Source organism: Rahnella perminowiae (genome assembly GCF_019049755.1).
In the GTDB taxonomy this organism is placed as follows: Bacteria; Pseudomonadota; Gammaproteobacteria; order Enterobacterales; family Enterobacteriaceae; genus Rahnella; species Rahnella perminowiae.
Map to the genome: position 1 here is coordinate 1 of NZ_JAFMOS010000586.1, position 23,803 is coordinate 23,803.

The following is a 23,803-nucleotide window of genomic DNA, read 5'->3' on the forward strand; positions in this document are numbered from 1 at the left end:
GTAAGCGGAGAGAGCAGTACAGGAGTGGCAGGACCTGATTTTTATTGGTGCAGTCTCTGAAGGAGGATGATAAAATTACGGGAGGACAATGATATGCAGAGCATAAGGAGATCAAAATGCCATTTTTTCCGCCATTCAAAAAGCAGTTTGAGGAAGGGGATTTGGTTTACGGGATGCATGAGCAAAGGGGGATGTATTCTAATAAATTCGAATTTTTCAAAAATTCGGCTACCCCTAAGAATATTTCAACGATAGACCAATATGCCGCGACAAAGGTTGAACAGACGCTCCAGCATAAATACGAGAGAGTAAAGCCTTTAAAGCAGGCTGACTATTTGCGTACGTTATCCTCTCATTCAAAATATAAAACAATATGTGAGGCCCAAGGTTTTAATATGAATGGCAGAGCAGTACATCATCACCAGGTTATTGGGAGAAAGTGTAAGGCAGGATTATTTTGGGTTTCTACGTTACAGGATAATACCACGGTTCATTTTATTCTTGATGAAATAGATTTGAATATGGTGGCAGAAAAGTCTCATCCGAGGGATCAGCACGGGAGATCTTTCACGGGCGTGGAGTTAAGATGGATATATCGAAACAGGCATAATCCTCAGGTAATGAAAAAGATCCAGTTCTGGTTAAAAGGTTCTCCGACTGTACCACCCTGGGCGAGTGATAACAGCGGGTTCTGGCAGCAATATATTCCTCGCTCAGAACCAGACTGGTCAGCATCGTTATCGAGATTATTTCATTTAGCGTAGCGGTAGCGTTCCATAATTAATCTGTGTAAAAGGCGGGGAGCGCCAGTGCAATTTAGGGGTTAAAAAGCATTGCGGCTGTTCTACGGGTTGTTCATTCATCAGCCCACTTATCATACTAAAGCAGTGCATGGCCAGTTCACGGCAGTCCTGTGCGACCGTGTCAATTTTCACAGACAGGGAGTCATAAAGATAATGGTCGTCAAAACTGCACAGGTGGATATCACTCTCCAGCAACTGATGCTGGCTCATATATCGCAAAACACCTTCCATCAAGCCACATGACGCAACGAAGAGGGCTTTGGGCGGGCGTCCAAGGCGGGCACAAAGTTGCGCAAACATTTCATAACCGGAGCTGGGATGGTAATTACCATACAGAACCCAATCGGGATTCAGGCTGACACCTGCACGTTGCAGCCCAAGCTGATAACCCGCGAGACGGTCACGGGTCGGTGAAATTCGCGGCTGTCCACCGAGAAAATAAAACTCATCACGCTGGATTTGGGCTATCCGGGAGACCAGCTCTGCTGAAGATTCTATGGCTTCACAGACAACCATAGGGAGCTGTGTGTCCTGCATATGGCGGTCAAATAAGACTACGGGTAATTGCTGACTGATTTTTACGTATTCCGCATCACTGAGCATGCTTGATGCCACAATAAGCCCGTCGACCTGCCGCTGGATAAGATTATTAACAACCATCGTTTCCTGGCTGGTGTTTTCATCCGTACAGGCAATCAGCAACTGCATGCCGTTCTCACGACAAAGCATTTCAAGTTCGTTAGAGCAGGCGGCAAATCCATAGTTGGTCATTTCCGGCACCACCAGCCCAAGCGTGAAGCTGCGGGTGACATTGAGCGAACGGGCGTGAATGCTCGGCTGATAATGATGTTCTGCTGCCACGGCGAGTACCCGATCCCGGGTGAGATCGGAGATACGAAACTTCTTGCTGTGTCCGTTAAGCACCTGGCTGGCAGTCGATTTCGACACGCCAGCCAGTTCGGCTATGCCACTGATAGTGATGCGTTTGGTCTTTTTCACTGCGCCATATTCTGTTATCCGAAAGGGCATTTATTCTATCACGCATTCAGCCAACGACCAGTGGCGCAGCGCAATCTGATGAGAACCCCGTACGGTCAGTTGGGCAGGTAAAGCAGGGAAATAGCGTGAGGACATCACAGCTTCCCCGTCATTAATGAAAATCTCAAGGCTCGACGCATCGCTTAATACCGTCAGCTTGTGCAGCGCGCCGCGCCAGACACGGTGTTCCGGCAAACCAGTACGCCGGTTTTTTCGTGTTAAACGCAGCCATTCTCCGTCGAAGCTGAGCGTCATGTTGCCACCTAAATCCGCACTGAAAGCGTGTTCAGTGATAATTTCCGTCTCGGCTTTTGTGATGTCCAGATGAGGGCAATCGTCGGCAGTTCCCTGCCATGCCTGCTCATCACGACGGAGTTGTTGCAGTTCCCGTGCCGGTTTTTGCATGATTTTACCCGCCACCATCGTCAGTTCGCGCGGGCAGGTCATTGTATGCAGCCAGCCATTTTGTATTGTCGGCTGGAAAAATTCATCACTGTCCGGTATGCCCATCCACCCGATGAGCAGGCGTCGCCCGTCATCCGTTTGCGTAGTTTGCGGCGCATAAAATTCGAACCCCAGATCTAACTCAGTGAATTCGCCGTGCTCAAGGGTCGCATTGTCGTAATCCAGTTGCCCGACAAAATAACCCGACTGGAACGTATTCAGATAACGGTCAGATTCCGCCGCTAAACCTTGCGGACAGCAAATCAGAATGTCGTTATCGCCCAGCCGGAATAAATCCGGGCATTCCCACATGTAGCCGAATTCACCCAGCCCGTGTAAACCTGAACCGGCCATTTCGCCGAGAAGATCCCAGGCTAATAAGTTGTCGGATCGTAACAATAATACTTTGCCCTGAAGGTTAAGATCCTGAGCCCCTAACACCATGTACCAGTGGTTTTCATGTCGCCAGACTTTGGGATCCCGGACATGTCCGGTATAACCTGCCGGCAGGGAGAGTACCGGGCCGGTTTTATCAAACTGGCCCTCTGTGTTTTCGCGTGCCAGACATTGAAATGCCGTGCGGCTGCCATCGGGATATTTCACATTACCGGTGTAAATGAGTGTCAGCTGGCCGTTATCGGTCACGGCTGAACCGGAATAGCATCCGTGGGTTTCGAATTCTTCTGACGGCACCAGCGCGAGCGGTTCATGCTGCCAGTGAAGCAAATCTGCTGAGCTCCAGTGCCCCCAGAACTTGGCACCGTGCGCGCAGGCCAGCGGATTCCATTGGTAGAATAAATGGAAACGTCCGTTATGCTGGATAAAACCATTCGGGTCATTGAGCAACCCGACCGGCGGCGCGAGATGCCAGCCGGGACGGTAAGGATCTGCCGCCGCGTTAACCTGACCCGCCACCACGCTGTGCAGCGCTTTTTTCAGCAATCCGGCTTCCGTCATTTTTCACTCTCCGTGTTGTATTTGAGCAGCAATGACAGCAGGAATGCGCTGCCAAAGGCAATCACCATCCCGATCAGATAGCTGAGAATCGAACTGGATTGCACGATGGCCAGCCCCGGAATACCGGTCAGACCAACCGCTGTCATATTGACATGCATTGCCACCACCCAGGCACCGCCGAGCGCACCGCCTGCCAGCGCCGCGAGGAAAGGTTTCATAAAGCGCAGGTTGATACCAAAAATTGCCGCTTCGGTGATGCCCAGCATCGCGGAGAAGGCCGAAGGCACCGCAATGGCTTTAATTTTCGCATCACGCGTTTTGAAATAGACGGCAAGACAGGCCCCGCCTTGTGCAACGTTGGCCATCGACCAGATAGGCAGCAGGAAATTCACGCCGATATGCGGATTCCCCAGCAAACCCGCTTCAATTGCATGGAAGCTGTGGTGAATACCGGTGATCACGATCACTGAATACAATCCGCCGAACACCAGCCCTGCCACCCAACCGGCATGGGAGATTAATGTGCTGAGAATAAACGAAATACCGTCACCGAGCGCACGACCCGCAGGGCCGATGATCAGGAATGCGATAAAACCGGAAATAATGACCGTCAGGAACGGTGTCAGGATCAAATCCAGTGCATCGGGGATCACTTTGCGCAGGCGTTTTTCAATGAAGCTCATGAACCAGACGGCCAGTAAAACCGGGAAGACCGTGCCCTGATACCCGATCATCGCAATCTCAATACCAAAGAAATTCATGGTATGGAAACCACTGGCAACGCCCCAGGCGTTGGTCAGCGCCGGATGTGTCAGAATACCGCCGAGGGTGGCACCGAGGAACGGATTGCCACCAAATTCCCGTGCGGCAGTAAAACCAATCAGGATCGGCAGAATGATAAATGCCGCCGAGCTGAACATATCAAGCATGATAAAAATCGCGCTCTCAGGGTTGGCCCAGCCGTAGGTCTTCACCATACCGAGCAGCCCCATCAGCAGGCCGGAGGCGACGATTGCCGGAATAATCGGCACAAAGATATTCGACAGTACGCGCGCAAGTCTCTGGAAGGGATTGAGTTTCCGTGCCGCAATATCGGCGGCTTCGGATTTACTTGATTCGCTGATACCGGCCACTTTAATAAACTCGGCGTACACCTTGTTCACTAACCCTGTACCGAAAATGATCTGAATCTGTCCGGCATTGCTGAAACAGCCTTTTACGCCTTCCACTTTTTCGATAGCACTTTTGTTGATCAGACTGTCATCTGCCAGCACCAGGCGCAGACGTGTGGCACAGTGTGCCGCGCTGGCAATATTGTCCTTCCCACCCAACAGCGGAAGCAGCTCAGTCGCGATTGCATTGATGTTCATAGAATCCCTTAATTTATCATTATCGTTAACGCCCGGTCAGGCCGGGCGCTTTTTTTGAATCAAACCCTGCTGTTTAGAACCAGGTTTCCATCTGGATGCCGAAATTCCACTGTCCGCCCGCTGTAAAGCCATCAGTACCAAAGGAATCGCTGGAGGAGTAACTGTCAAGTTCTTTGCTCCAGTCCATATAGGTGGCGAAGAAGCGTATTTCAGGACGGCTCAGCATGTTGCTGATATCGCCCACCTTGAAAGTCGGTGCAAAGGTTAGTTTGTAGAAACCCCCTTTCACTTTGTTGTAATCGCTGTAACCTTGCGGATCGAGATCCATATACTGATAGCTGCCTTCATACGCCAGCTCGAAATTCTCAGTAATTTGCTGGATCAGCCGGGTATTAAACGTCAGCCATTTATAGTTATCTCCGGAGACATAGCGGTCTTTACTCTGCTGAGCCAGAACAGCCGGTGCGATGCTCCAGTTTTTGCTGATCGGCGTGATACCGTATGTGGCCAGACGAAGCGTACTGGCATCGTCAGTCAGATGTCCGTCAGAGCCCAGTGCTTTCACCTCTGCTCCCAGCCCGTGACCATAAAGTAGTGCTGTTTTGGATGTCCCTTCACGCAGGCCGTAAAAACTGTCGCCGTGGTACGCCAGCAGGGTATGGAAGCCGGTATCCGCCGCATTGGTGACCCCCCTGGTGCCGGTATTTTCGCGATCCTGATTGTTTTTGGCCCGCAGCCCGCTTAGCATCCACTGGAAAGGTCCGGCATAGTTATTGGCCGTAACAATGTAATTCTCGATGCGGGTATCATCGCTATTCTTGTCTTCAAGATCGTCAAAGTTTCTTCCGTAGAGCGAGAAGTTACTTTTCAGGTTCTCCCCCCATTTAACGTCGTAAATCCCGCCGCCTGTGCCTGCCAGGAAGATGATGTCGGAATCAAGCCAGTGAATGTCGAAATTATCGCGGTCAAAGCGCTTACCCGCCCAGAGGGTGGAATCTTTCCAGGGGCCGCTGAACGTGGGTAAAGAACCGAGTTCAACAAAGGCCTGACGGATATTTAATTCACTGGTGGCTGCGGTCCAGTCGTTGTAGCTGCGCTGACCATCAGCCAGCATGACTTTGTAACGGGAGGTCGCGCCGCTGGCCATCGTCTGGTTATGCTCCAGATTCAGCTCGACGTAGGTATTATTTTCATTGCCCAGACGTCCTACCGCACCGCCAGTTTGCCCGGCAGGCGTAACATAAGGACCACTTTCTGTTGAGGTCCCCGAATCATTCATGATCACGCCTGAACGTGCATATCCCGTAAATTTGAACCCGCTGTTATCACTGCTGTTTTTATTGTTGTCAGCGACTAACGTTTCAGTACGTTTAGCCACCTCTGCTGTTTTTTGCCCGGTCGTCTCAACATCCTTCGCCACGAGCCGTGTCTGTTGTTCATTACTGGTTGTGCGCGCTTCCAGTGTTTTGACCTGCTGTTCAGCTTCAGTGGCACGTTTCTCTGCTTTGGCGGCGCGATTTTCGGCGACTTGTAGTCTTTTTTCTAACGCGGCAAAGCGGGCTTCAATGGCACTGGCTGAAATATCGGCGCCCTGGGCGGTGCATGACAAAATTAATCCAATTGCAACAGCAAGATAGCGGGGTTTCATCATCATTTTTATCACTCAGAAGAGGTTTAATTATTATGGGGAAAACTGTTTAGCTAAATTGCTAAACTGGTTTTCCTGAGCACAATAAGCATTCGCATGGCATGCAGGCAATGAATTTTTAAGGTCTTGTCGTGGGATTGTGATCTTGCTGGCAAAATGTTCTCTAAGCCTGAAATTTCATTTGCACTTGAATAGCTAAACCGGTTCTTCTATTTTATCAACAGACGATTTATCAGGATTTAAAAAAGGAATGAAGATGACTAACCGGGTTTGGGTATTGGGCGATGCCGTGGTGGATCTGATCGCTGAAGAAGATGGCCGCTTATTAAAATGTCCGGGCGGGGCACCGGCGAATGTTGCCGTCGGGATCCGCCGCCTCGGAGGTGACAGCGCATTTATCGGACGTGTGGGTGACGATCCGTTCGGAAAGTTTCTGCGAAAAACACTCAGTGATGAGGGGGTGAATATTGATTGTATGTACCTTGATGCTCATCACCGAACCTCCACCGTCGTCGTGGAAAACGATGCTGACGGAGAGCGAACCTTCACATTTATGGTACGTCCGGGCGCTGATCTCTTTCTGCAGCCCAACGACATCCCGGCTTTCAAGCCCGGGGATTTTTTACATTTATGCTCGATAGCGTTATCTGCGGAACCTTCACGTTCTACCGCCTTTCTGGCTATGGCAAAAATGAAAGCAGCAGGGGGGTATATTTGTTTTGACCCCAATATCCGGCATGATTTGTGGTCTGATGAAGGCCTGTTGCGTGACAATCTTGCCCGCGCCTTGTCGCTGGCTGATGTGATTAAAATCTCAGAGGATGAGCTGGAATTTCTGACGGGTGAAGCGTTGTTATCAGAAGGGGTGCTACGCCTGTGCGACGTGTATAAACCCGAACTGCTGTTGGTCACGCAGGGGAAACAAGGGGTTTCGGTCTACCGGAAATATAATGCGGGTCTGAAACACTACCCCGCGCCCGAAGTGAAGGCCGTGGATACCACCGGTGCCGGAGATGCATTTGTTGCCGGATTGCTGGCCGGACTGGCGCAACACTGGCCGCTGAGGTCGGACAATGTCTGGCAATCTATTATCCGGCAGGCACTGGCATGCGGGTCACTGGCCACCACTGCCAGAGGCGCAATGACCGCATTACCCGATAGCGATACCTTAAAGGCATTTTCGTCTTAAACCGGGTCCGCGCCCGATGAATTTACGCGGACTGCAACTGTTCTTCCGGCGAAAAGAATGTAAGTAATGCGTAATCCAATGTCATGTTTTACGAAAATCAAAAGTTAGCCGCTGAACCTCGCCTATATCTCACAGTCTGTTAGCGAGGTTATTTCTTCTGCTAGCAAAATCTTTTGTTAACAGGAATTTTTGTGAGTTGAAAAACGGCGAGCACGGATCACATGACAATGAAAAAATTACTCTTAGCGTCGCTGCTGTTCAGCAGTGTCCCGGTTTTTGCTGCCGGCGGGTTTGTCGTAAAAGACATTCACGTCGAAGGATTGCAGCGGGTCACTGTGGGTGCGGCGTTGCTGAGCATTCCTGTGCGCGTGGGAGATACGGTATCCGATGACGATATCAGCCAGACGATCCGTGCATTGTTTGCGACCGGCAATTTTGACGATGTGAAGGTGCTTGAAGATGGCAACACGCTGATTGTCCAGGTGAAAGAACGGCCGACGATTGCCAGCATTACGTTCTCAGGCAACAAAGCCATAAAGGACGAGATGTTGCAGCAGAACCTCGAAGCCTCAGGGATCCGCGTCGGGGAAGCGCTGGACCGCACCACCATTTCGTCGATTGAAAAGGGGCTGGAGGATTTTTATTACAGCGTCGGCAAATACAGCGCGAGTGTAAAAGCGGTGGTGACGCCGTTGCCGCGTAACCGCGTGGACGTGAAACTGGTTTTTACCGAAGGTGTGTCGGCAAAAATTCAACAAATCAATATTGTGGGCAATAAAGCTTTTACCAGTGACGATTTAATCGCCCATTTCCAGCTGCGCGATGAGGTGCCGTGGTGGAATGTGATTGGCGATAAAAAATATGAAAAACAAAAATTATCAGGTGATTTAGAAACACTTCGCAGTTTTTATCTCGACCGCGGTTATGCCCGTTTTAATATTGATTCCACCCAGGTCAGTTTAACACCGGATAAAAAAGGAATTTATATTACCGTCAATATTACCGAGGGTGCGAAATATACCGTGTCCGGCGTGGTGGTGACCGGTGATATGGCCGGACATTCTTCCGAAATTGAAACACTTTCCACTATTCCTGCCGGTGAGTGGTATAACGGCGCGAAAGTCACCACAGTGGAAAGTGATATCAAAAATCTGCTGGGCCGCTACGGCTATGCCTATCCGCATGTCACGACGCAAAGCGACATTAATGAAACGGATAAAACCGTGAAACTGCGTATCAGCGTGGATACCGGCAACCGTTATTCGGTGCGACGCATTCGTTTTGAAGGTAATGACACCTCGAAAGATGAAGTGTTGCGGCGTGAAATGCGCCAGATGGAGGGCGCGTGGCTGGGCAATGATCTGGTGCAAAAGGGCAAAGACAGGCTGAACCGTACCGGCTATTTCGAGTCGGTCGATGTGGATACGCAGCCGGTACCGGGTTCACAAGATCAGGTTGATGTGGTTTACAAAGTCAAAGAACGCAATACCGGTACATTCAACGTGGGTGTGGGTTACGGCACTGACAGTGGCATCAGTTATCAACTCGGTGTGACGCAGGATAACTGGCTGGGCAGCGGTAATACGGTCAGCTTCAGCGGTACACGCAACGCTTATCAGACTTATGTCGAAGTCTCGGCGACTAACCCGTATTACACCGTTGATGGTATCAGCCTCGGCGGTAAAGTGTTCTACAACCATTACGACGCGGAAGATAACGATCTGGCGGCGTATAACCTGCAAAGTTACGGCACGGGCGTGAATCTCGGTCTGCCGGTCAGCGAAAATAATACGCTGAATCTGGGGCTGGATTACGTTCACAGTACGCTGAGTGATATGGAGCCGCAGGTAGCGGTCTGGCGCTATCTCAATGCCAGCGGCGTACAGCCGGGGCTGGTGACGACGTCTACCAGCAGCGATGCACAACTGAGCACCAATGACTTCTTCGCCAGCGCCGGCTGGGCGTATAACGATCTTAACCGCGGCTTCTTCCCGTCATCCGGCACGCGCGCCAGTCTGGTAGCAAAAGTCACCACGCCGGGCTCGGACGACAGCTATTACAAAATCACCTTCGATGCCAACCATTACATCCCGCTGAGTGACAAATCGGACTGGGTATTAATGGGCCGCGCCAAAGCCGGTTATGCGGCAGGCATTGGCAGCAACGAAGTGCCGTTCTACGACAACTTCTACGCGGGCGGCTCCAGCTCGGTTCGCGGTTTCTCCTCCAACACCATCGGGCCGAAAGCGGCGTATTACAAATGCAGCAGCGCTGACAACTCGTATTCCACCTGTCCGGTGACCAAATCGACTGATGCGGTGGGCGGTAATGCGATGGCGATTGCCAGCGCGGAACTGTATGTGCCGACGCCGTTCATCAGCGAGAAATACGCCAGTTCGGTCCGTACATCACTATTTGTCGACTCCGGCACGGTGTGGGATACAAAATGGAAAAATACCTCAGCGACCGAAGCCGCGGGTATTCCGGATTACAGTGACCCGACACATATTCGTGTTTCCAGTGGTATAGCGCTGCAATGGCAATCCCCGCTTGGCCCGCTGGTATTCTCTTATGCGCAGCCGCTGGTGAAATATGAAGGGGACAGCGCTGAGCAATTCCAGTTTAATATCGGTAAAACGTGGTGATAATAAATCCGTCTTACAAAGTTATTACTTTTTACAGACGCAATGAGAATAGAAAATAAATCAGATTCAATTATAATGCCGGCATGATGTTTATTGAGCAACCCTTAGGGTAAAACATCATGCCATTATAATATTGTTGGAGTTCTTCCTTTTAAGGGCTGCCCCTGTGCGGCCCTTCTTTTTATGGGTTTATCACATCAGAAATAAGCGATTATTCTGCTTTGTGGTAATTTCCCTGCGCGTCGGCACTTTCAAAAATCATTGAAACGGAGTTTACACAATGGCGCAGATTCTTCTCGGTCAAATATTCTCCCTCAAAGACATGCCCCAGATGTGCCTTACAGTTCGCACAAACAATTTCTGTTCTGCGGCCATCGGCATCCGGCACACGTTCTACCGCACCCGGAATTTCATCGTCGAAAGCTGGCCAGCCGCAATGGGATTCGAATTTGTGTTCTGAGGAATACAGCGGCGCAGAACATCTTTTACAGACGTAACGGCCCGGTGAAAAGTGGTCGTTATACTCACCGGTATTCGGGCGCTCTGTCCCTTTGTTTTCGATGACAAAACGTTCAAAATCATTCAGTTCTCTGTTCATTATCATTGCTCCTGGCAGGTGACATTGCAACTTTATAGTGTAGCTCTATATTGGGGCGATATATCAAGCTGCAAGTGCCTTCATGCCAAACCGTGCTGTTTGACGCCGCTACGCAGCGTCTGCCACGGGGTGATACGGTTTTTAAAATCGGTCTGCTGCACAGGGTGATCAGATCAGCCTGCGCCGACTACAGAGAACGCGGCTCAGCCAGTACCGGCAGATAATACAGATGGCGTCAGCGCTGCTTCAGAGAACCTGATAATCAGAATGGGATCCTGGCAGGGGATCCCCTCCTGCCGCAGAATAAGGCATTTTTACTTCATCGCTTCTTCCATGACTTTACTGACTTTTTGCAGGGTGGATGCGACATCCTTAACACCAGCGGCTTCCTGGTTCTTCACCCAGTTGGCCTGGATGTCCTGATAGCCAGTCACTTCCTGCCAGTACGTGACTTCACTGTGTTGCAGAACGCGGACATTTGCACCGTCTTTACGCAGGGCATCCAGTTGCGGTTCAACGCTGTGATCCATCATCGAACCGGCAACTTTATAAGCGGTATTAGCGGCGCGGGTGATGGCGTCCTTATCTTCCTGCGCCAGTCCGTTCCAGACTTTATGGTTCATCACCAGAAGGTAAAGATGACCCAACCACAGTTCTTTCGAGACTATAACCTCCGGTGCCATCTTCTGGATTTTCAGATCATAACCGCTGTCAATGTTGACCAAAATGCCGTCGAGTTTACCGGTCTTAAATGCATTTACCGTTTGTTCGCCCCACGGTGTGGTCACTGGGGTCGCGCCCGCATTACGCAGGAAGTTCTGATGCCAAAAACTGGCTGAACGCCAAGCGGTGCCTTTGATATTCTGCAGTTTCTCCAGCGGATGTGTGCTGAAAAAGGCCACCGGATAACCTGTTGAGAGAAAAATATCTACCACACCATTCTTTGCCAGTTCAGCGGGGAAGGCTGGGATTTCGGCGTATACGCGGCGGAAGAACGCTATCTGTTTATCGCCGGATGGCCCTGTCGGAAAACTTTTGAAAAGCTGATGCAGTGGTAACTCTTTGGCGGTATATTCCGGCACCACAATGCCAATATCTGCATTGTTTCCTTCGCGCACAGTGCGCAATGCATCGTAGCCGGTAGAGAGTTCGCCACCCCAGTGCTCTTCAATTTTCAGGCGCCCATGGGATTCTTTTTCAATCGCCGGAAATAATACATCTTTGATAAAGCGGGTGCGCATTGCGCCCAGCGGTTCGTGATCGGTGTATCGCAAGGTCGTGGCAGAAACAACCGCCGGTAACAAGAGTAAAGCGAGGGCAAGTGCCAGAGGTTTTCTGATTAAGTCCATGTAATCTCACATTTCGGTTGGGTAAAACCAGAGTTTATCTGCTGAACCCTAATGTGGACGTGCGTGAAAACAGGTTATTTGCGTAAAATTAAAAAAGCGTCATGTTTGCACATGACGCTCCTGATTTTGCCCGGTTGAGTATTATCGGTTAGAAATCGACGTTCACACCCAGCTGGAAGCTGCGTCCCGGCATCACGGCCAGCGCTTTATTGTATTCATCCTGATTAGTGGTTTCGGTCAGCGTACGGCTGCTCAGATAATCCCAGTATTTGCGGTCGGTGATGTTGTAAACACCGCCGCTGAGCTTGACGTTCTTCGCGACTTTCCAGTAGGCCGTTGCATCCACCATACCGTAACCCGGCACATTCATGTATTCGGTGGTGGAGCCGGTGATTGGCGTACCGGCATTGGTATAGCTCTGTCGGCTGGTCGCTTCGGCTTTTTTGCCTTTCACGAAGGTTGCCGTCAGGGCGGTTCCGTAGACGCCGGATGGCGCATCCCATGCCACGCCTGCCACAAATTTCATTGGCGGTACGCTGTCGAGATCCACGTATTTGTCACCGTCGTAGCTGGATTTCGATTCACCCTTGGCATAACCCAGTGCGAAGGTGGTGCTCAGGCCATCAACGCGGCTAAACCAGGTGCCGTAGTTAATTTTGGTACTCAGATCGCCACCGTAGATAAACGCTTCATCGCGGTTTTCTGCCTGATAAATTGTATAGATATTGGATGGCACGTTGGTGAACATACCCGGGCTGCCCGCGCGGGTGTAACGGGTATTAGCAATGAAATTTTTGTAGGTGTTATAGAAGAGGGAAGTCCTGAAGGTCACGCCTTCCGTGGCTTCGCCTTTCATACCCCATTCAAAGTTATTGCTGGTTTCGGTTTTCAGGTCAGTGTTACCGATCAGCGCATACTGACCACGTCCTGCATAGTTAGAACCGAGGTTCCAGGAACCGTAAAGCTGGCTGGCATCCGGGAACTGCGCGCCGCGCTGGTACTGCAGATAAGTCATCAGTTTAGGGGTGATGTCATAGGTGAAGGCCAGCGATGGCAGAGCCTGCGTATCGGAGTTGGCTTTACCGTACAGGGTGGAAACCTGATCTTCAGAAACGATGCTGTTAGACAAGTCTGACAGATTTTGTGCCTTGGTATTCTGATATGCGACACGCACCGCAGGCACTACAGAGAAGTTATGGCCGCCTAGGTCAAACTTAACGGTGTCTTGCAGGAAGCCGCCGAGGATATACGTCCGGCTGTTGGCTTCCGGTTGCATGATGGTCGTGAAAGCACTTTGGTCCGGGCTTTCGCGGAACGGACGTTCGGTGTTGGACACGCGACCGTTGATACCGGCACTTAACTCATGGCGACCCAGCGTTTTCAGCCAGCTGGTTTCTGCGCCGTAGGTGTTTACGTCGTAGTTCGAGTAGACATTCATCATCTGCTTGCTTTCGTTTGGCAGATAAGTGTTGTCGTGCGCCTGAGTATATTGGTAATAGACTTTCGAGACGATGGCATCCACGTAATCGTTGAACGGCGTCCATTCGTCTTTCAGGCTTGCACCCCAGCGGCGGGTGTTACTTTGCTGCTGTGCGGTGCCGAGAATCGCGCTGCCCGCGTTGTTCCAGGTATCGTAATGGGTGTGGTTTACTTTTTCGTAGTAATCAAGGGTGCCTGTGACTTTATGGGCGTCATTAGGCTGCCAGATTACCGACGTCATGATGGCGTCAGAGTGCCAGTTGGCCGGATACGCATCCAGCGTTCCGCTGTTGTTGCTGGTTTCCTGACCGTCGCGGCGGCTGATGGCGATCAGGCCACGCAGGGTTTCGTCACCGGCGGCAGCGGTGATGCCGTTGTGCCAGGAACGGTCTGAGGAATCATAATCAGACTGGTAACCGAAATAAGTTTCCTTGCCCGGACGCAGGTAATCGTCGGCAGATTTTGGCAGGAAAGAAACGGCACCACCGATGGAGGTGTTGGCACGGTCGGCTGATGTGGCACCGGATTCAATATCCACCTGACCATAAATATACGGGTCGATGTAATCACGGCCAATACCAAAGGTATTCAGCCCCGCACGACTGACGTAGCTGCGCCCGGTGGCGCTTGGCTGCGGAATACCGTCGACATCAATGCCTACGCGGTTGCTTTCCAGGCCGCGAATGTTATAGCCGGTATAACCGCTACGGTCAAAACCGCTTTTGCCGTTGCCGGAGCCGCCACTCGCGCCGGTCGCGGTGATCAGCGGCTCATAACGCATAATAGTCCCGAAATCATTACCGCCTTTGCGCTGCATTTCGGCTGCTGTGAGGGTGGTTTTCGAACCCGGTTTTTTATCCGGCATCGTTTCGGTGACCGTCATGACTTCTTCATTGTTCTGCGCCAGATCCTGAGCTGTACGCACCGCCGGTTTTTTTTTGATGGCTTCAGAAGATTGCGTATTGTTTGCGGTGAGATCGGTATTGTCTTTCACGGCTTCCGCTGCATTTACATGAAATGTGGTGGTGAGAATCGTCCCCATGAAAATGACGTTTTTCACTAAACCCTGCTGTGTAAAGGATGTGAACATTTGTTTTTGTCCTGCACTAATTTTTAGAGTTCTGCTCGCATTTACTGCCTTTCGACAAAACAGACGCACTGATCATCTGCATTCAATTCTTCCCTGAAAAAGCCATTATCCTTATAAAGTATGGGCTTACCTGGCGTCAACGCCCACCCTGGCTTTTTGAGAATGATAATGATACTGATAATTGTTATCAACAAAATGATATAAAAAAATGCATTCCTTAACAAAATTTATCCCGTCTGTTCTCAGGGAGAGATAAAGGTGAGGTGAAAAACACAGGGAAAAGAAGACAGCGCATTACACTTTGTGGGGTTGAATAAAATATAACTAAGATATATCTTTCAACAAAACTTACGCATAAGAGAGAAACTGATGGCACAACATCGCACTGAAACCCCTGCCGCAAACTTGCCGGTCCGTGTCAAAAATGATCTGGTTTTCCGTCATATCACGGTCAAACAGAGTGAAAAACTATCCGCCTGTTTTAAAAGGATTATTTTAAGCGGTGACGCGCTGAAAGGTTTTACGTCAGGCGGCTTTGATGACCATATCAAATTGTTTTTTCCGGCAAATCCGGGGGATGTGATTACGCCACCGGCAGTGACCGAAGAAGGCATTGTGTGGGGTGAAGGAGCACGCCCGCTGAACCGCGAATATACGCCGCTGCACTTTGATGCTCAGAGCAACGAACTGACACTGGATTTTTATATTCACGACGGTGGTGTCGCCAGCGAATGGGCGGCCGGCGCAAAGCCGGGCGATAAACTGATCATTGGCGGACCGCGTGGTTCACTGATTATTCCTGCCGGTTACAAATGGCAGCTCTATATCTGCGACGAAACCGGTCTTCCGGCGGTGAAACGCCGTCTGCGCGAACTGAAACAGGCCGGTTCAGATGCCAATATCACCGTGCTGGCGAAAGTGAGAGATGTGAGTTGTGTCAGCTACTTAGATGAAGAAAATGATGTCAGCATCGACTGGATTATCAGCGATACGCACGGCGGTTATCAGGAAGAGGATGCGGTCGTGAAGAAGGTGAAAAGCCTGCTTCTGCCGGAAAGTGATTACTACATCTGGGCGACCGGTGAAGGCAAATTCGCGAAAGGGCTGAATGACTATTTCGTTGAAACCTGCGGACTCGATCCAAACTTCGTGCGTTGTGTGGCTTATTGGCATAATAAGTAACGATGATGAATCATAAACACCGCCGTGAAAGAATGTTCGAAACGGGTGATATCCGTCTGCTGATGCTGCATTTTTTGCAGCGGCGTTGCGCCCATGGTTATGAGCTGATCAAAGCCATTGAAGAATTATCTAAAGGTGAATACACGCCGAGTGCCAGTATCATTTATCCGAATCTGACATTTTTAGAAGAACAGGGGCTGATTTCAGCCAGCCAGGAAGAGGGCGGGAAGAAGCAATATTCGATCACACCGGAAGGTGCGCAGTCACTGGCCGGGCAGGAAGAACTGCTCGGCTCAGTGACAGAGAAACTGCATTCACTGGCGATTTTGTCAAACAATCGCAGTATTCCGGAAATGCAGCGTGCGATAAATAATATCCGCATGGCGCTTAATCTGCGGCTGGCGAAAGGCCCGATCGAACAGGAAACCTTGTATAAAATCACGGATGCATTAGATCGTGCGACCAAAGAAATTGAGCGCAGTTAAGCCGCACCTCAGAAAGAAAGTATAAAGCCTTCCGGTCGGAGGCTTTATACTTTCAGGATAGTCACATCTCTTCAGGCCACGGCGTTAAGATCTCGTAACCGGTTTTCGTTACCGCAATCATATGTTCCCACTGTGCGGATAACGAGTGGTCTTTGGTGACTACGGTCCAGCCATCGGGCATGACTTTATTTTGTTTTTTACCGGCATTCAGCATCGGTTCGATGGTAAATAACATCCCTTCCTGTAAAACCAGTCCGCGGCCTTGCTCGCCGTAATGCAGCACTTGCGGATCTTCGTGATAACCCATACCGATGCCGTGTCCGCAATACTCTTCCACGATGGAAAAACCTTCGCGTCTGGCGACAGCGGCAATCGCATAACCCACATCGCCAAGCGTTGCACCCGGACGCACCACTTCAATGCCCGCCATCATCGCTTCAAACGTGGTATCTACCAGACGGCGGGCCAGAATACCCGGCTCGCCCGCGTAATACATGCGGCTGGTGTCGCCGTACCAGCCGTCTTTGATAAGCGCCACGTCGATGTTGACGATGTCGCCTTTTTTCAGCGCTTTGTCAGAAGGAATGCCATGACAAATGACGTGATTGACGGAGGTACAGGTGGTTTTCTGATAGCCGTGATAACCGATATTGGCCGGGATCGCCTGCAATTCATTGACGATAAAATCGTGGCAGATGCGATCCAGTTCATTGGTGGTGACACCCGGTACAACGTAGGGTGTGATCATATGCAATACACGCGCTGCCAGTTTGCCGGCAATACGGGCTTTATCGAGGCCTTCCGGCGTTTTGACCATGCGGTTATTATTGACGAAATACCGGCTATCTAAACCATTATTCATTGCTTGCCTTCCTGTGTGTGGCGCCCACGTTTAACAACGTGCGGATACTGCCTGCGTTTTCATCCGATTCCACGCTACACCGCACCAGCAATTGCGAAATTTCGCTGTGCGTCATGTCGGGGTGCGTTTCCATCAGCATGCCAATTTTCATCCAGTGCTCGGCCTGTGCGTTCATCGAACGCGTATAAGCCATGCTGGCAATACGCAAATTCTCGTGCATCAGTTCTGAAATCTTAATGATACCCATGGGTTGCCTCAGCAGTATACGAATCATATATATTTTATATACTACGCATAAAATAGATTAAACTCAACCGGCACGTTTCATGACACCTTTGGGACATTGGCGTATATTGTGGTGACTTTTCAATCTCTTATCTGAAATTTTCACTCTAAAAGGTTCACATGAAATCTACAAGTAAGTTACTTATCGGCCTTGTTTGTGTCATGGCGCTTTCTGGCTGCGCGCGTACCGAGCCGGTATCCACGCCGCATACCACGCTGGTAACACATAATTCAGAAAGTCAGATCAGGACCGCTATTATCGACGCAGGACAAAAACGTGGCTGGATAATGACGGATGGCGCACCGGGCGTAATTAACGGTCATCTGAATAACCGTGAGCACAAAGCCGATATCCGTATTACCTATAACACCAGCGGCTACACCATTAATTATGTCGGCAGCACTAACCTGCTGGCAGAGAAAGGCGAGATCCACCGCAGTTATAACCATTGGGTGAATAATCTCGACAATGATATTCAGATTCGCCTGGCGTCCAGTGCCACAAAGTAATGAATATTTGAATTAAGTCTTCATCATCGGGTTATTCAGGTTTAACAAAAAGCAAAACGCCCCCGCTGAACAGACGGAGGCGTTTTGGCTACAGAGTCGAAGGGGAAAGCGCTTTACTGGCTCATTGCCCCTTTTTTCATGTTGTCTTTGGACATGGAATCTTTCGACATGCTGTCTTTCTTCATGTGATCTTTCGACATACAGTCTTTGCCCATACTGTCTTTCGCCATGTTGTCTTTGCTCATGCTGTCTTTTTTCATGCAATCTTTCGACATGTGGCCCATGGTGTCTTTCTTCGCCATTGCGTCAGCGGCATAAGTGGTGCTCACTGCGCCCATCATCAGACAAGCCGACATCATCATTACAGTTAACTTTTTCATGGTAAATCCTTCTCTTAGGTTTTGATATACAAAGGGTTTTATGGATAATGTTCAGCTTCCGCCGAACCAGTTGTAGCCCTGATCCTCCCAGTAGCCACCGGTAAATTTGTTTGTAATTTCAATCACTTCTATATGTTTTGGATTCTTGTAGCCGAGTTTGGTTGGCATTCTGAGTTTCATCGGAAAACCGTATTTACGCGGTAAAATCTGGCCGTCATAAGTCAGCGCCAACAGGGTTTGCGGATGCAGCGCCGTCGCCATATCAATGCTGGTGTAATACTCGTCGGCGCATTTGAAACTGACATATTCCGCCGTGAGATCTGCCCCAATCAGGCGCAGAAAATCACCGAACGGCACGCCGCCCCATTTGCCAATCGCGCTCCAGCCTTCGACACAAATGTGTCGCGTCACCTGACTGACCTGCGCCATTTTGTACAGCGCTGGCAGTGACCATTCGCGTTTATCCAGTGCCAGACCGGCGATTTTCAGGCGATAGTCGTTGCCGTCGACTTGTGGCGCGTCGTCTTCGGCATAGAACGCATTAAACGGAAACGGACGGGTGATCATCGATTCGGCATACACCGGCGCGAGACGCGTTGAGCCGAACAGCCAGCCCTGTACGCGATCATTGAAACCGGAGATTTTGCCGAGTGCGTTTTCCACGCTGGCGTTATCGCTGATATCGCAGCCGGTCAGCATCGCGACGCCGCCGAGCGTCAGCCCGCGCTGTAAAAACAGGCGACGGGAAGGCGCATCCAGTTCGCGGATAATCTGTTTTTTGGCTTCCTGTACAATCGCTTCGCTGTCGGCGGTGCTGAAAATCTGGCTGATGCTTTTTTTAATGAGTTTTTTCATGGGTTTTCCTCAGCGACCGCGCAGCATGGCAATCAGCGTTTTCGGCACCAGTGCCACCATCACGATATGCAGCACCACAAATGCCACCAGCGAAGCCATCGCCAGAAAATGTACGTAACGCGCTGTATCGAAGCCGCCCATCAGTTCGCGCAGCAACGGGAATTGCACGGATTTCCACACCACCAGCCCGGAAAGTACCAGCACGATGCCGTCGAACATCACGAACACATATGCCGCGCGCTGCACCATGTTGTAGTGACGTAAGTCGTCGTGTTTCAGCTTGCCGCGCAGGGCAGCACACAAATCATTGAAGATGCCGCGCGGCGTCAGCGGCCAGAATTTTCTTTTCATCCGCCCGGTAAAAATGTTCATCAGCAGGTAAAACAGGCCGTTGAAGCCGAACAGCCACATACCGGCAAAATGCCACTGAATTCCGCCGCCGAGCCAGCCACCCAATGTGACCCCCGGCGGGAAAGCAAAATCAAACAGCGGTGAGGCGTTATAAATCTGCCAGCCACTGGTCACCATAATCAGCACCGCCAGCGCGTTCAGCCAGTGCGACAGCCGCAGCCATAATGGATGCACGATGGCGGGTTTTTGTTTGGCCTGATCGGGTAAGTCCGTGTGTATTGTCATGATGAAATCCGGCTGTCCGTCCTGTGATGTAGCGAGTATTGAGCGGATTTGTTCCCCGAGACCTCACGCAAAGTTAAATAAAATGTGATAACTCGGCGGGCTGTGCTTGTGTAGACTCAAACCATTGGGGAATGCCACGTTTTGGGATAACACATGGATAAGACGAAGAAGATCCTGATCGTTGAAGATGACGGGGATATCGCGGAACTGCTCAGCCTGCATCTGCGCGATGAAGGCTATGAAATTACCCATGCTGCTGACGGCAATCTGGGCGTGGCACATTTGGAAAAAGGCGGCTGGGACGCGCTGATCCTCGACCTGATGCTACCGGGTATCGATGGTCTGGAAATCTGTCGCCGCGCCCGTAATATGACGCGTTACACGCCGATCATTATTATCAGCGCACGTTCCAGCGAAGTGCATCGTGTCCTCGGGCTGGAGCTGGGCGCGGACGATTACCTGGCCAAACCTTTCTCCATGCTGGAACTGGTCGCACGGGTCAAGGCGTTGTTCCGGCGGCAGGAAGCCATGAGCCGTAATATGAAAATGGATGCCGGTACGCTGAGTTTTTCCGGTCTGGTCATCGACCCGATTGCACGGGACGTGATGTTGAACCATCAGCCGGTTGAACTGACGCCGCGCGAGTTTGATCTGTTGTACTTCTTTGCCAAAAATCCCGGCAAAGTGTTCTCCCGGCTCAGCCTGTTAAATCAGGTCTGGGGCTATGAACATGAAGGGTATGAACATACGGTAAACACCCATATCAACCGTCTGCGCATTAAGATAGAAGCCAATCCGGCCGAGCCGGAACGTATTCTGACCGTGTGGGGAAAAGGTTATAAATTCGTGTCTTCTGCTGAAGAAGCACAAGGGTAAATCATGAAAAATCTCACGCTGGCGCAAAGACTGACCCTGGTGTTTATGGTGCTGCTGATCGCGTGTTGCGCATTTTCCGGCTACATGCAGGTGCGCTCGAGTAATCAGTACAGCCAGTCGGTGATCCAACGTCTGTCTGCCAATCTGGCGACGCAGATTGCAGCAAATAATCCGCTGCTCAGCCAGGGAAACTGGGATCCCAAAGCGGTACATACGCTGTTTGATCAACTGATGGCGGTGAACCCGAGCGTAGAAGTGTATCTGCTCGATAAAGACGGCAATATCGTCGGAAATGCGGCACCGCCCGGGCGACTGCAACAGCAGAAGATCGACTTAACACCGGTTAACGCGTTGCTTAACGGTGCGAAAATGCCGGTATATGGCGAGAATCCGCGGGATCCGCAAACGCGTCAGGTATTCAGCGCCGCCCCGTTACGGGTAGACGGTATCATCAAAGGGTATGTGTATATCGTGCTTCTCGGTGACCAATACACCGCGCTGACCAGCGACGCGCAGTACCAGTCGGCGATTTCTCTGGCGCTGCGGTCTATGGGGTTGGTGGCGCTGTTTGGCCTGCTGGCCGGTGCGCTGGCATTCCGCTGGGTGACGCGCCCGGTGCGTAAACTGACCTCGCAGATTGCCCAACTTGATACCGGTGGCATGGAAGCGATCCAGGCGCTGGCAAAAGGCGATGCACCGGCAGGCGCTGCCCGCGATGAAGTCACGCAGTTGCAACAGGCGTTTGTCGCACTGGCAAAACGCATCGATCAGCAATGGCAAAGCCTGATGGTGCAGGATCAGCAGCGACGGGAGTTTATCGCCAATATTTCCCATGATCTGCGCACACCGCTGACTTCCCTGCACGGATATCTGGAAACGTTGTCGGTCAAATCAGACCATCTGAGTCATGAAGACCGGCAGCGTTACCTGAATATTGCCCTGATGCAAAGTAAAAAAGTCGGGCGACTGGCGCAGGAATTATTTGAGCTGGCACGGCTGGAATATGGCGTCGTGAAACCGCAGAAAGAACCTTTCTCACTGAGTGAATTAGTGCAGGATGTTTTTCAGAAGTTTGAACTGGCGACCGAAACCCGCGGGCAAAAATTACTGGCCGATATTACGCCGGGTATTCCGCTGGTGAATGCCGATTTGGGCATGATTGAACGGGTGCTGACTAATCTGCTGGATAACGCCATTCGTTTTACGCCGCAAGGCGGGGTGATCGAAATAAAACTGTGGAAACAGGAAGGGCAGGTGATGGTGCAACTGAAAGACAGCGGGCCGGGGATTGCGCCGGAACTGAAAGACAGCCTGTTCGTACGTCCGTCAATTCTCAGTACCAACAAACACCGCGCGGGCGGGCTGGGGCTGATGATTGTCCGCCGCATTCTGCAACTCCACGGCAGTGATATCCGACTGATTGAACAACCGAAACACGGTGCCTGTTTTCAGTTTTCCGTCCCGGTTTAAAGTGTTTTCCATTAATTCGGAACGGAACCGAAGGGGAAACTTTTCCGCCCGGGGCGTAGATTTTGTAAAGTCAGGAAAGAGTGAACTATAATCCCCACTCTTCATGCTGACTGGACGACCAGAGACTCAGCCATACTGATGCAGGGACGACCTTGCGTGTTTTAAGGAAATTTTATGGCCTGGGTTTATCTGCTTTTCGCCGGTATTTTCGAAGTGGTCTGGTCGACCGCGATGAAAGAATCTCATGGTTTCACCCGTCTTATTCCCAGTATTCTTACCGTTTTCTTCATGATACTCAGCGTCGTTTTGCTGGCGATTTCCATGAAAACGCTGCCCCTCGGCACGTCTTACACCATCTGGGTCGGCATCGGCGCCATCGGTGCATTTATTCTCGGTGTAGTGATGTTCGGCGAAAGCCTTAATCCACTGCGCGTCATCGCCGTCCTGCTGATTTTCGCCGGGGTCATTTTGTTGAAAGTGGCGACGAAAGGATAGCAGCGGGAACGCGAAACATGACAAAGCCGCTCTGTAAAAGGAGCGGCTTTTTTTACATCTTACTCACTGCTCTCAAAGAGAGTCCTGAATATCTGCTGAGAAACAGGCACCAGCCCGACTTTCAGACCAAAGGGTTTGAACAGTCTGTTGATGATGTCAGGGGTATAATTTCCTTTATCATTTTCTACTTCTGACAGTGACTTACGCGATACGGAAACCAATTTCGCAAAAGTGTCCTGCTTTAATCCCAGCACAGTGATCCGCAATGCTTTTAACGCTTGTCCCTGCGTTATTTCACCCAAAAGTAACGCCCGCATGATGTTGAGTCGGGCTTCATTTCTGTCATTGGCGCTGACCGGTTTCGTCAGGCTTGATACTCTTCGCCGGGTTTGTTTTTTTACCGTGGAAGAGGTTTTTCCCTGAGCCAGCATTTGTCCGGCATCACGCCGCGAATGATTCGCGTCATTTTGTTTCGCCCGTATTTTATCAATGGTATTTCTCGCAGAATGAGCCGCGATGTCTGATTCTTTCATAGCAACCCCCAGCGGCGTAACTTTTCAGGGATAAAACTGAAACTTATCGCAGGCATGTTCAGGATCTGTTGCGGTATGCCACGGGCTGCTGCACCGCGCTGTTGTGCGTAGTCCAGAAAGTCACCTGCCCGGTTTTTAACATCCTCTACAGTGAAGAAAAGCTTTTCAGCCAGCGGGTTATATTCGGGTAATGACTCTTTTATGCGCAGATTACCGACACGGGACAGGGTGCCATGCTTGAGCAATACAAAATTTTGCTCATCAGCGGTCAGCCCTTCGAGGTCAAGATAGTTGGCCCAATAACGACGGCTGGAGCCGCTGGGAATGATGTCATCGAGAAACTTCAGCCAACCGCGCTGACCGTCATCCTCAAAAAAGAGAGCAACCGGATGATTAAGTGATACGGCGCGGTTATCGTCCCGGTCTAGGTTATCGATCGCATAATCGAAAAGATAATTAAGTTCAGTCAGGCGATAGTTGTTTTGTTCGCTGTCGGGAAAGGTGATGTTAGCAATATCAACCCACTCATTATTGAGAAAAGCTTGTAACGTTAATTCTTCCATAAGGTCCTCTTTACTTATGAGTGGTATATTACTCGTTAATAAAGAATAGTCTATTTAACGT

General features: G+C 50.7%; 23 protein-coding genes. 9 read left to right on the forward strand and 14 right to left on the reverse strand.

Annotation, left to right across the window (positions count from 1 at the left end; all coding sequences use genetic code 11):
• Positions 1-116: 116 nt before the first annotated feature.
• Positions 117-764 (forward strand): hypothetical protein, encoded by a 648-nt coding sequence (locus tag J1785_RS16880; protein ID WP_129990931.1) that lies wholly within the window; start codon positions 117-119, stop codon positions 762-764.
• Here the strand turns inward: J1785_RS16880 and J1785_RS16885 are convergent.
• The 4 genes from J1785_RS16885 to J1785_RS16900 all read right to left on the reverse strand — a co-directional run bounded on the left by J1785_RS16885 (position 756) and on the right by J1785_RS16900 (position 6,266).
• On the reverse strand, positions 756-1,802 hold the full coding sequence (locus J1785_RS16885) for a LacI family DNA-binding transcriptional regulator (RefSeq protein WP_129953706.1): 1,047 nt from the start codon (positions 1,800-1,802) through the stop codon (positions 756-758). The genes J1785_RS16880 and J1785_RS16885 overlap by 9 nt on opposite strands.
• A gap of 30 nt (positions 1,803-1,832) precedes the next feature.
• Positions 1,833-3,242 (reverse strand): sucrose-6-phosphate hydrolase, encoded by a 1,410-nt coding sequence (locus J1785_RS16890; protein WP_217219957.1) that lies wholly within the window; start codon positions 3,240-3,242, stop codon positions 1,833-1,835.
• Positions 3,239-4,612, reverse strand: coding sequence for a sucrose-specific PTS transporter subunit IIBC (locus J1785_RS16895; protein ID WP_129953704.1), 1,374 nt, complete (start codon positions 4,610-4,612; stop codon positions 3,239-3,241). The genes J1785_RS16890 and J1785_RS16895 overlap by 4 nt, the downstream gene beginning before the upstream one ends.
• A 73-nt stretch (positions 4,613-4,685) precedes the next feature.
• Positions 4,686-6,266, reverse strand: coding sequence for a carbohydrate porin (locus J1785_RS16900; protein ID WP_129953703.1), 1,581 nt, complete (start codon positions 6,264-6,266; stop codon positions 4,686-4,688).
• A gap of 250 nt (positions 6,267-6,516) precedes the next feature.
• Between J1785_RS16900 and J1785_RS16905 the strand changes: the two genes are divergently transcribed.
• Both J1785_RS16905 and bamA read left to right on the forward strand, forming a co-directional pair.
• A complete protein-coding gene (locus J1785_RS16905; protein ID WP_129953702.1) occupies positions 6,517-7,449 on the forward strand; it encodes an aminoimidazole riboside kinase in 933 nt (310 codons plus the stop codon).
• 221 nt (positions 7,450-7,670) lie between these two features.
• Entirely contained in the window at positions 7,671-10,094 is a 2,424-nt protein-coding gene (bamA, locus tag J1785_RS16910; protein ID WP_217219959.1) for an outer membrane protein assembly factor BamA, read from the forward strand.
• Positions 10,095-10,305: 211 nt separating this feature from the next.
• Here the strand turns inward: bamA and J1785_RS16915 are convergent, their stop codons facing one another.
• The 3 genes from J1785_RS16915 to J1785_RS16925 form a co-directional block, all read right to left on the reverse strand.
• Positions 10,306-10,692: a methionine-R-sulfoxide reductase gene (locus J1785_RS16915; RefSeq protein WP_013578081.1), complete on the reverse strand. Its 387-nt coding sequence runs from the start codon at positions 10,690-10,692 to the stop codon at positions 10,306-10,308.
• 314 nt (positions 10,693-11,006) lie between these two features.
• Positions 11,007-12,041, reverse strand: a complete 1,035-nt coding sequence (gene dctP / locus J1785_RS16920) for a TRAP transporter substrate-binding protein DctP (RefSeq protein ID WP_217219961.1) — start codon at positions 12,039-12,041, stop codon at positions 11,007-11,009.
• Between the two features lie 148 nt (positions 12,042-12,189).
• Complete coding sequence (locus J1785_RS16925) at positions 12,190-14,562, reverse strand: TonB-dependent receptor domain-containing protein (RefSeq protein ID WP_370278324.1); 2,373 nt, start codon at positions 14,560-14,562, stop codon at positions 12,190-12,192.
• A gap of 417 nt (positions 14,563-14,979) precedes the next feature.
• On the opposite strand from J1785_RS16925, the gene J1785_RS16930 reads away from it, so the two are divergent.
• On the forward strand, positions 14,980-15,792 hold the full coding sequence (locus J1785_RS16930) for a siderophore-interacting protein (RefSeq protein ID WP_217219963.1): 813 nt from the start codon (positions 14,980-14,982) through the stop codon (positions 15,790-15,792).
• Positions 15,793-15,794: 2 nt separating this feature from the next.
• Entirely contained in the window at positions 15,795-16,277 is a 483-nt protein-coding gene (locus J1785_RS16935; protein ID WP_238483256.1) for a PadR family transcriptional regulator, read from the forward strand.
• Between the two features lie 61 nt (positions 16,278-16,338).
• On the opposite strand, the gene map is transcribed toward J1785_RS16935, so the two are convergent.
• Together map and J1785_RS16945 are read right to left on the reverse strand one after the other, a co-directional pair.
• Positions 16,339-17,094: a type I methionyl aminopeptidase gene (gene map / locus J1785_RS16940; RefSeq protein WP_377427219.1), complete on the reverse strand. Its 756-nt coding sequence runs from the start codon at positions 17,092-17,094 to the stop codon at positions 16,339-16,341.
• A gap of 37 nt (positions 17,095-17,131) precedes the next feature.
• Positions 17,132-17,386 carry a ParD-like family protein gene (locus J1785_RS16945; protein ID WP_129953697.1) on the reverse strand — a complete coding sequence of 85 codons (255 nt, stop codon included), beginning with the start codon at positions 17,384-17,386 and terminating at the stop codon, positions 17,132-17,134.
• Between the two features lie 158 nt (positions 17,387-17,544).
• On the opposite strand from J1785_RS16945, the gene J1785_RS16950 reads away from it, so the two are divergent.
• Positions 17,545-17,934 carry a hypothetical protein gene (locus J1785_RS16950; RefSeq protein ID WP_217138829.1) on the forward strand — a complete coding sequence of 130 codons (390 nt, stop codon included), beginning with the start codon at positions 17,545-17,547 and terminating at the stop codon, positions 17,932-17,934.
• A 113-nt stretch (positions 17,935-18,047) separates the two neighbouring features.
• On the opposite strand, the gene J1785_RS16955 is transcribed toward J1785_RS16950, so the two are convergent.
• Genes J1785_RS16955 through J1785_RS16965 form a run of 3 tightly spaced genes read right to left on the reverse strand, consistent with a single transcriptional unit; the run spans position 18,048 to position 19,805 of the window.
• A complete protein-coding gene (locus tag J1785_RS16955; protein ID WP_129953695.1) occupies positions 18,048-18,314 on the reverse strand; it encodes a pentapeptide MXKDX repeat protein in 267 nt (88 codons plus the stop codon).
• A gap of 51 nt (positions 18,315-18,365) precedes the next feature.
• On the reverse strand, positions 18,366-19,169 hold the full coding sequence (locus J1785_RS16960) for a molybdopterin-dependent oxidoreductase (RefSeq protein ID WP_129953694.1): 804 nt from the start codon (positions 19,167-19,169) through the stop codon (positions 18,366-18,368).
• 9 nt (positions 19,170-19,178) lie between these two features.
• Positions 19,179-19,805, reverse strand: coding sequence for a cytochrome b/b6 domain-containing protein (locus J1785_RS16965; protein WP_129953693.1), 627 nt, complete (start codon positions 19,803-19,805; stop codon positions 19,179-19,181).
• Positions 19,806-19,958: 153 nt separating this feature from the next.
• Between J1785_RS16965 and J1785_RS16970 the strand changes: the two genes are divergently transcribed.
• The 3 genes from J1785_RS16970 (at position 19,959) to J1785_RS16980 (ending at position 22,646) form a co-directional block, all read left to right on the forward strand.
• Complete coding sequence (locus tag J1785_RS16970; protein WP_129953692.1) at positions 19,959-20,681, forward strand: response regulator transcription factor; 723 nt, start codon at positions 19,959-19,961, stop codon at positions 20,679-20,681.
• Positions 20,682-20,684: 3 nt separating this feature from the next.
• Positions 20,685-22,151, forward strand: coding sequence for a sensor histidine kinase (locus J1785_RS16975; protein WP_217138831.1), 1,467 nt, complete (start codon positions 20,685-20,687; stop codon positions 22,149-22,151).
• A gap of 174 nt (positions 22,152-22,325) precedes the next feature.
• Positions 22,326-22,646 carry a DMT family transporter gene (locus J1785_RS16980; protein WP_129990941.1) on the forward strand — a complete coding sequence of 107 codons (321 nt, stop codon included), beginning with the start codon at positions 22,326-22,328 and terminating at the stop codon, positions 22,644-22,646.
• Between the two features lie 59 nt (positions 22,647-22,705).
• On the opposite strand, the gene J1785_RS16985 is transcribed toward J1785_RS16980, so the two are convergent.
• Together J1785_RS16985 and J1785_RS16990 are read right to left on the reverse strand one after the other, a co-directional pair.
• A complete protein-coding gene (locus tag J1785_RS16985) occupies positions 22,706-23,179 on the reverse strand; it encodes a helix-turn-helix transcriptional regulator (RefSeq protein WP_217157607.1) in 474 nt (157 codons plus the stop codon).
• Positions 23,176-23,742 carry a phosphatidylinositol kinase gene (locus J1785_RS16990; RefSeq protein WP_238483257.1) on the reverse strand — a complete coding sequence of 189 codons (567 nt, stop codon included), beginning with the start codon at positions 23,740-23,742 and terminating at the stop codon, positions 23,176-23,178. Before J1785_RS16990 ends, J1785_RS16985 begins: the two co-directional genes overlap by 4 nt.
• Positions 23,743-23,803 lie beyond the last annotated feature (61 nt).

Excerpts from the sequence above, each read along its gene's own strand:
- J1785_RS16900 (WP_129953703.1), bottom strand. The coding sequence starts at position 6,266 with ATGATGATGAAACCCCGCTATCTTGCTGTTGCAATTGGATTAATTTTG.
- J1785_RS16905 (WP_129953702.1), top strand. The coding sequence starts at position 6,517 with ATGACTAACCGGGTTTGGGTATTGGGCGATGCCGTGGTGGATCTGATC.
- J1785_RS16945 (WP_129953697.1), bottom strand. The coding sequence starts at position 17,386 with ATGGGTATCATTAAGATTTCAGAACTGATGCACGAGAATTTGCGTATT.
- J1785_RS16980 (WP_129990941.1), top strand. The coding sequence starts at position 22,326 with ATGGCCTGGGTTTATCTGCTTTTCGCCGGTATTTTCGAAGTGGTCTGG.
- J1785_RS16990 (WP_238483257.1), bottom strand. The coding sequence starts at position 23,742 with ATGGAAGAATTAACGTTACAAGCTTTTCTCAATAATGAGTGGGTTGAT.
- J1785_RS16925 (WP_370278324.1), bottom strand. The coding sequence starts at position 14,562 with ATGGGGACGATTCTCACCACCACATTTCATGTAAATGCAGCGGAAGCC.
- J1785_RS16965 (WP_129953693.1), bottom strand. The coding sequence starts at position 19,805 with ATGACAATACACACGGACTTACCCGATCAGGCCAAACAAAAACCCGCC.
- J1785_RS16950 (WP_217138829.1), top strand. The coding sequence starts at position 17,545 with ATGAAATCTACAAGTAAGTTACTTATCGGCCTTGTTTGTGTCATGGCG.
- J1785_RS16975 (WP_217138831.1), top strand. The coding sequence starts at position 20,685 with ATGAAAAATCTCACGCTGGCGCAAAGACTGACCCTGGTGTTTATGGTG.
- J1785_RS16915 (WP_013578081.1), bottom strand. The coding sequence starts at position 10,692 with ATGAACAGAGAACTGAATGATTTTGAACGTTTTGTCATCGAAAACAAA.
- J1785_RS16880 (WP_129990931.1), top strand. The coding sequence starts at position 117 with ATGCCATTTTTTCCGCCATTCAAAAAGCAGTTTGAGGAAGGGGATTTG.
- J1785_RS16890 (WP_217219957.1), bottom strand. The coding sequence starts at position 3,242 with ATGACGGAAGCCGGATTGCTGAAAAAAGCGCTGCACAGCGTGGTGGCG.
- dctP (WP_217219961.1), bottom strand. The coding sequence starts at position 12,041 with ATGGACTTAATCAGAAAACCTCTGGCACTTGCCCTCGCTTTACTCTTG.
- map (WP_377427219.1), bottom strand. The coding sequence starts at position 17,094 with ATGGTCAAAACGCCGGAAGGCCTCGATAAAGCCCGTATTGCCGGCAAA.
- J1785_RS16960 (WP_129953694.1), bottom strand. The coding sequence starts at position 19,169 with ATGAAAAAACTCATTAAAAAAAGCATCAGCCAGATTTTCAGCACCGCC.
- J1785_RS16895 (WP_129953704.1), bottom strand. The coding sequence starts at position 4,612 with ATGAACATCAATGCAATCGCGACTGAGCTGCTTCCGCTGTTGGGTGGG.
- J1785_RS16985 (WP_217157607.1), bottom strand. The coding sequence starts at position 23,179 with ATGAAAGAATCAGACATCGCGGCTCATTCTGCGAGAAATACCATTGAT.
- J1785_RS16970 (WP_129953692.1), top strand. The coding sequence starts at position 19,959 with ATGGATAAGACGAAGAAGATCCTGATCGTTGAAGATGACGGGGATATC.
- J1785_RS16930 (WP_217219963.1), top strand. The coding sequence starts at position 14,980 with ATGGCACAACATCGCACTGAAACCCCTGCCGCAAACTTGCCGGTCCGT.
- bamA (WP_217219959.1), top strand. The coding sequence starts at position 7,671 with ATGACAATGAAAAAATTACTCTTAGCGTCGCTGCTGTTCAGCAGTGTC.
- J1785_RS16935 (WP_238483256.1), top strand. The coding sequence starts at position 15,795 with ATGATGAATCATAAACACCGCCGTGAAAGAATGTTCGAAACGGGTGAT.
- J1785_RS16955 (WP_129953695.1), bottom strand. The coding sequence starts at position 18,314 with ATGAAAAAGTTAACTGTAATGATGATGTCGGCTTGTCTGATGATGGGC.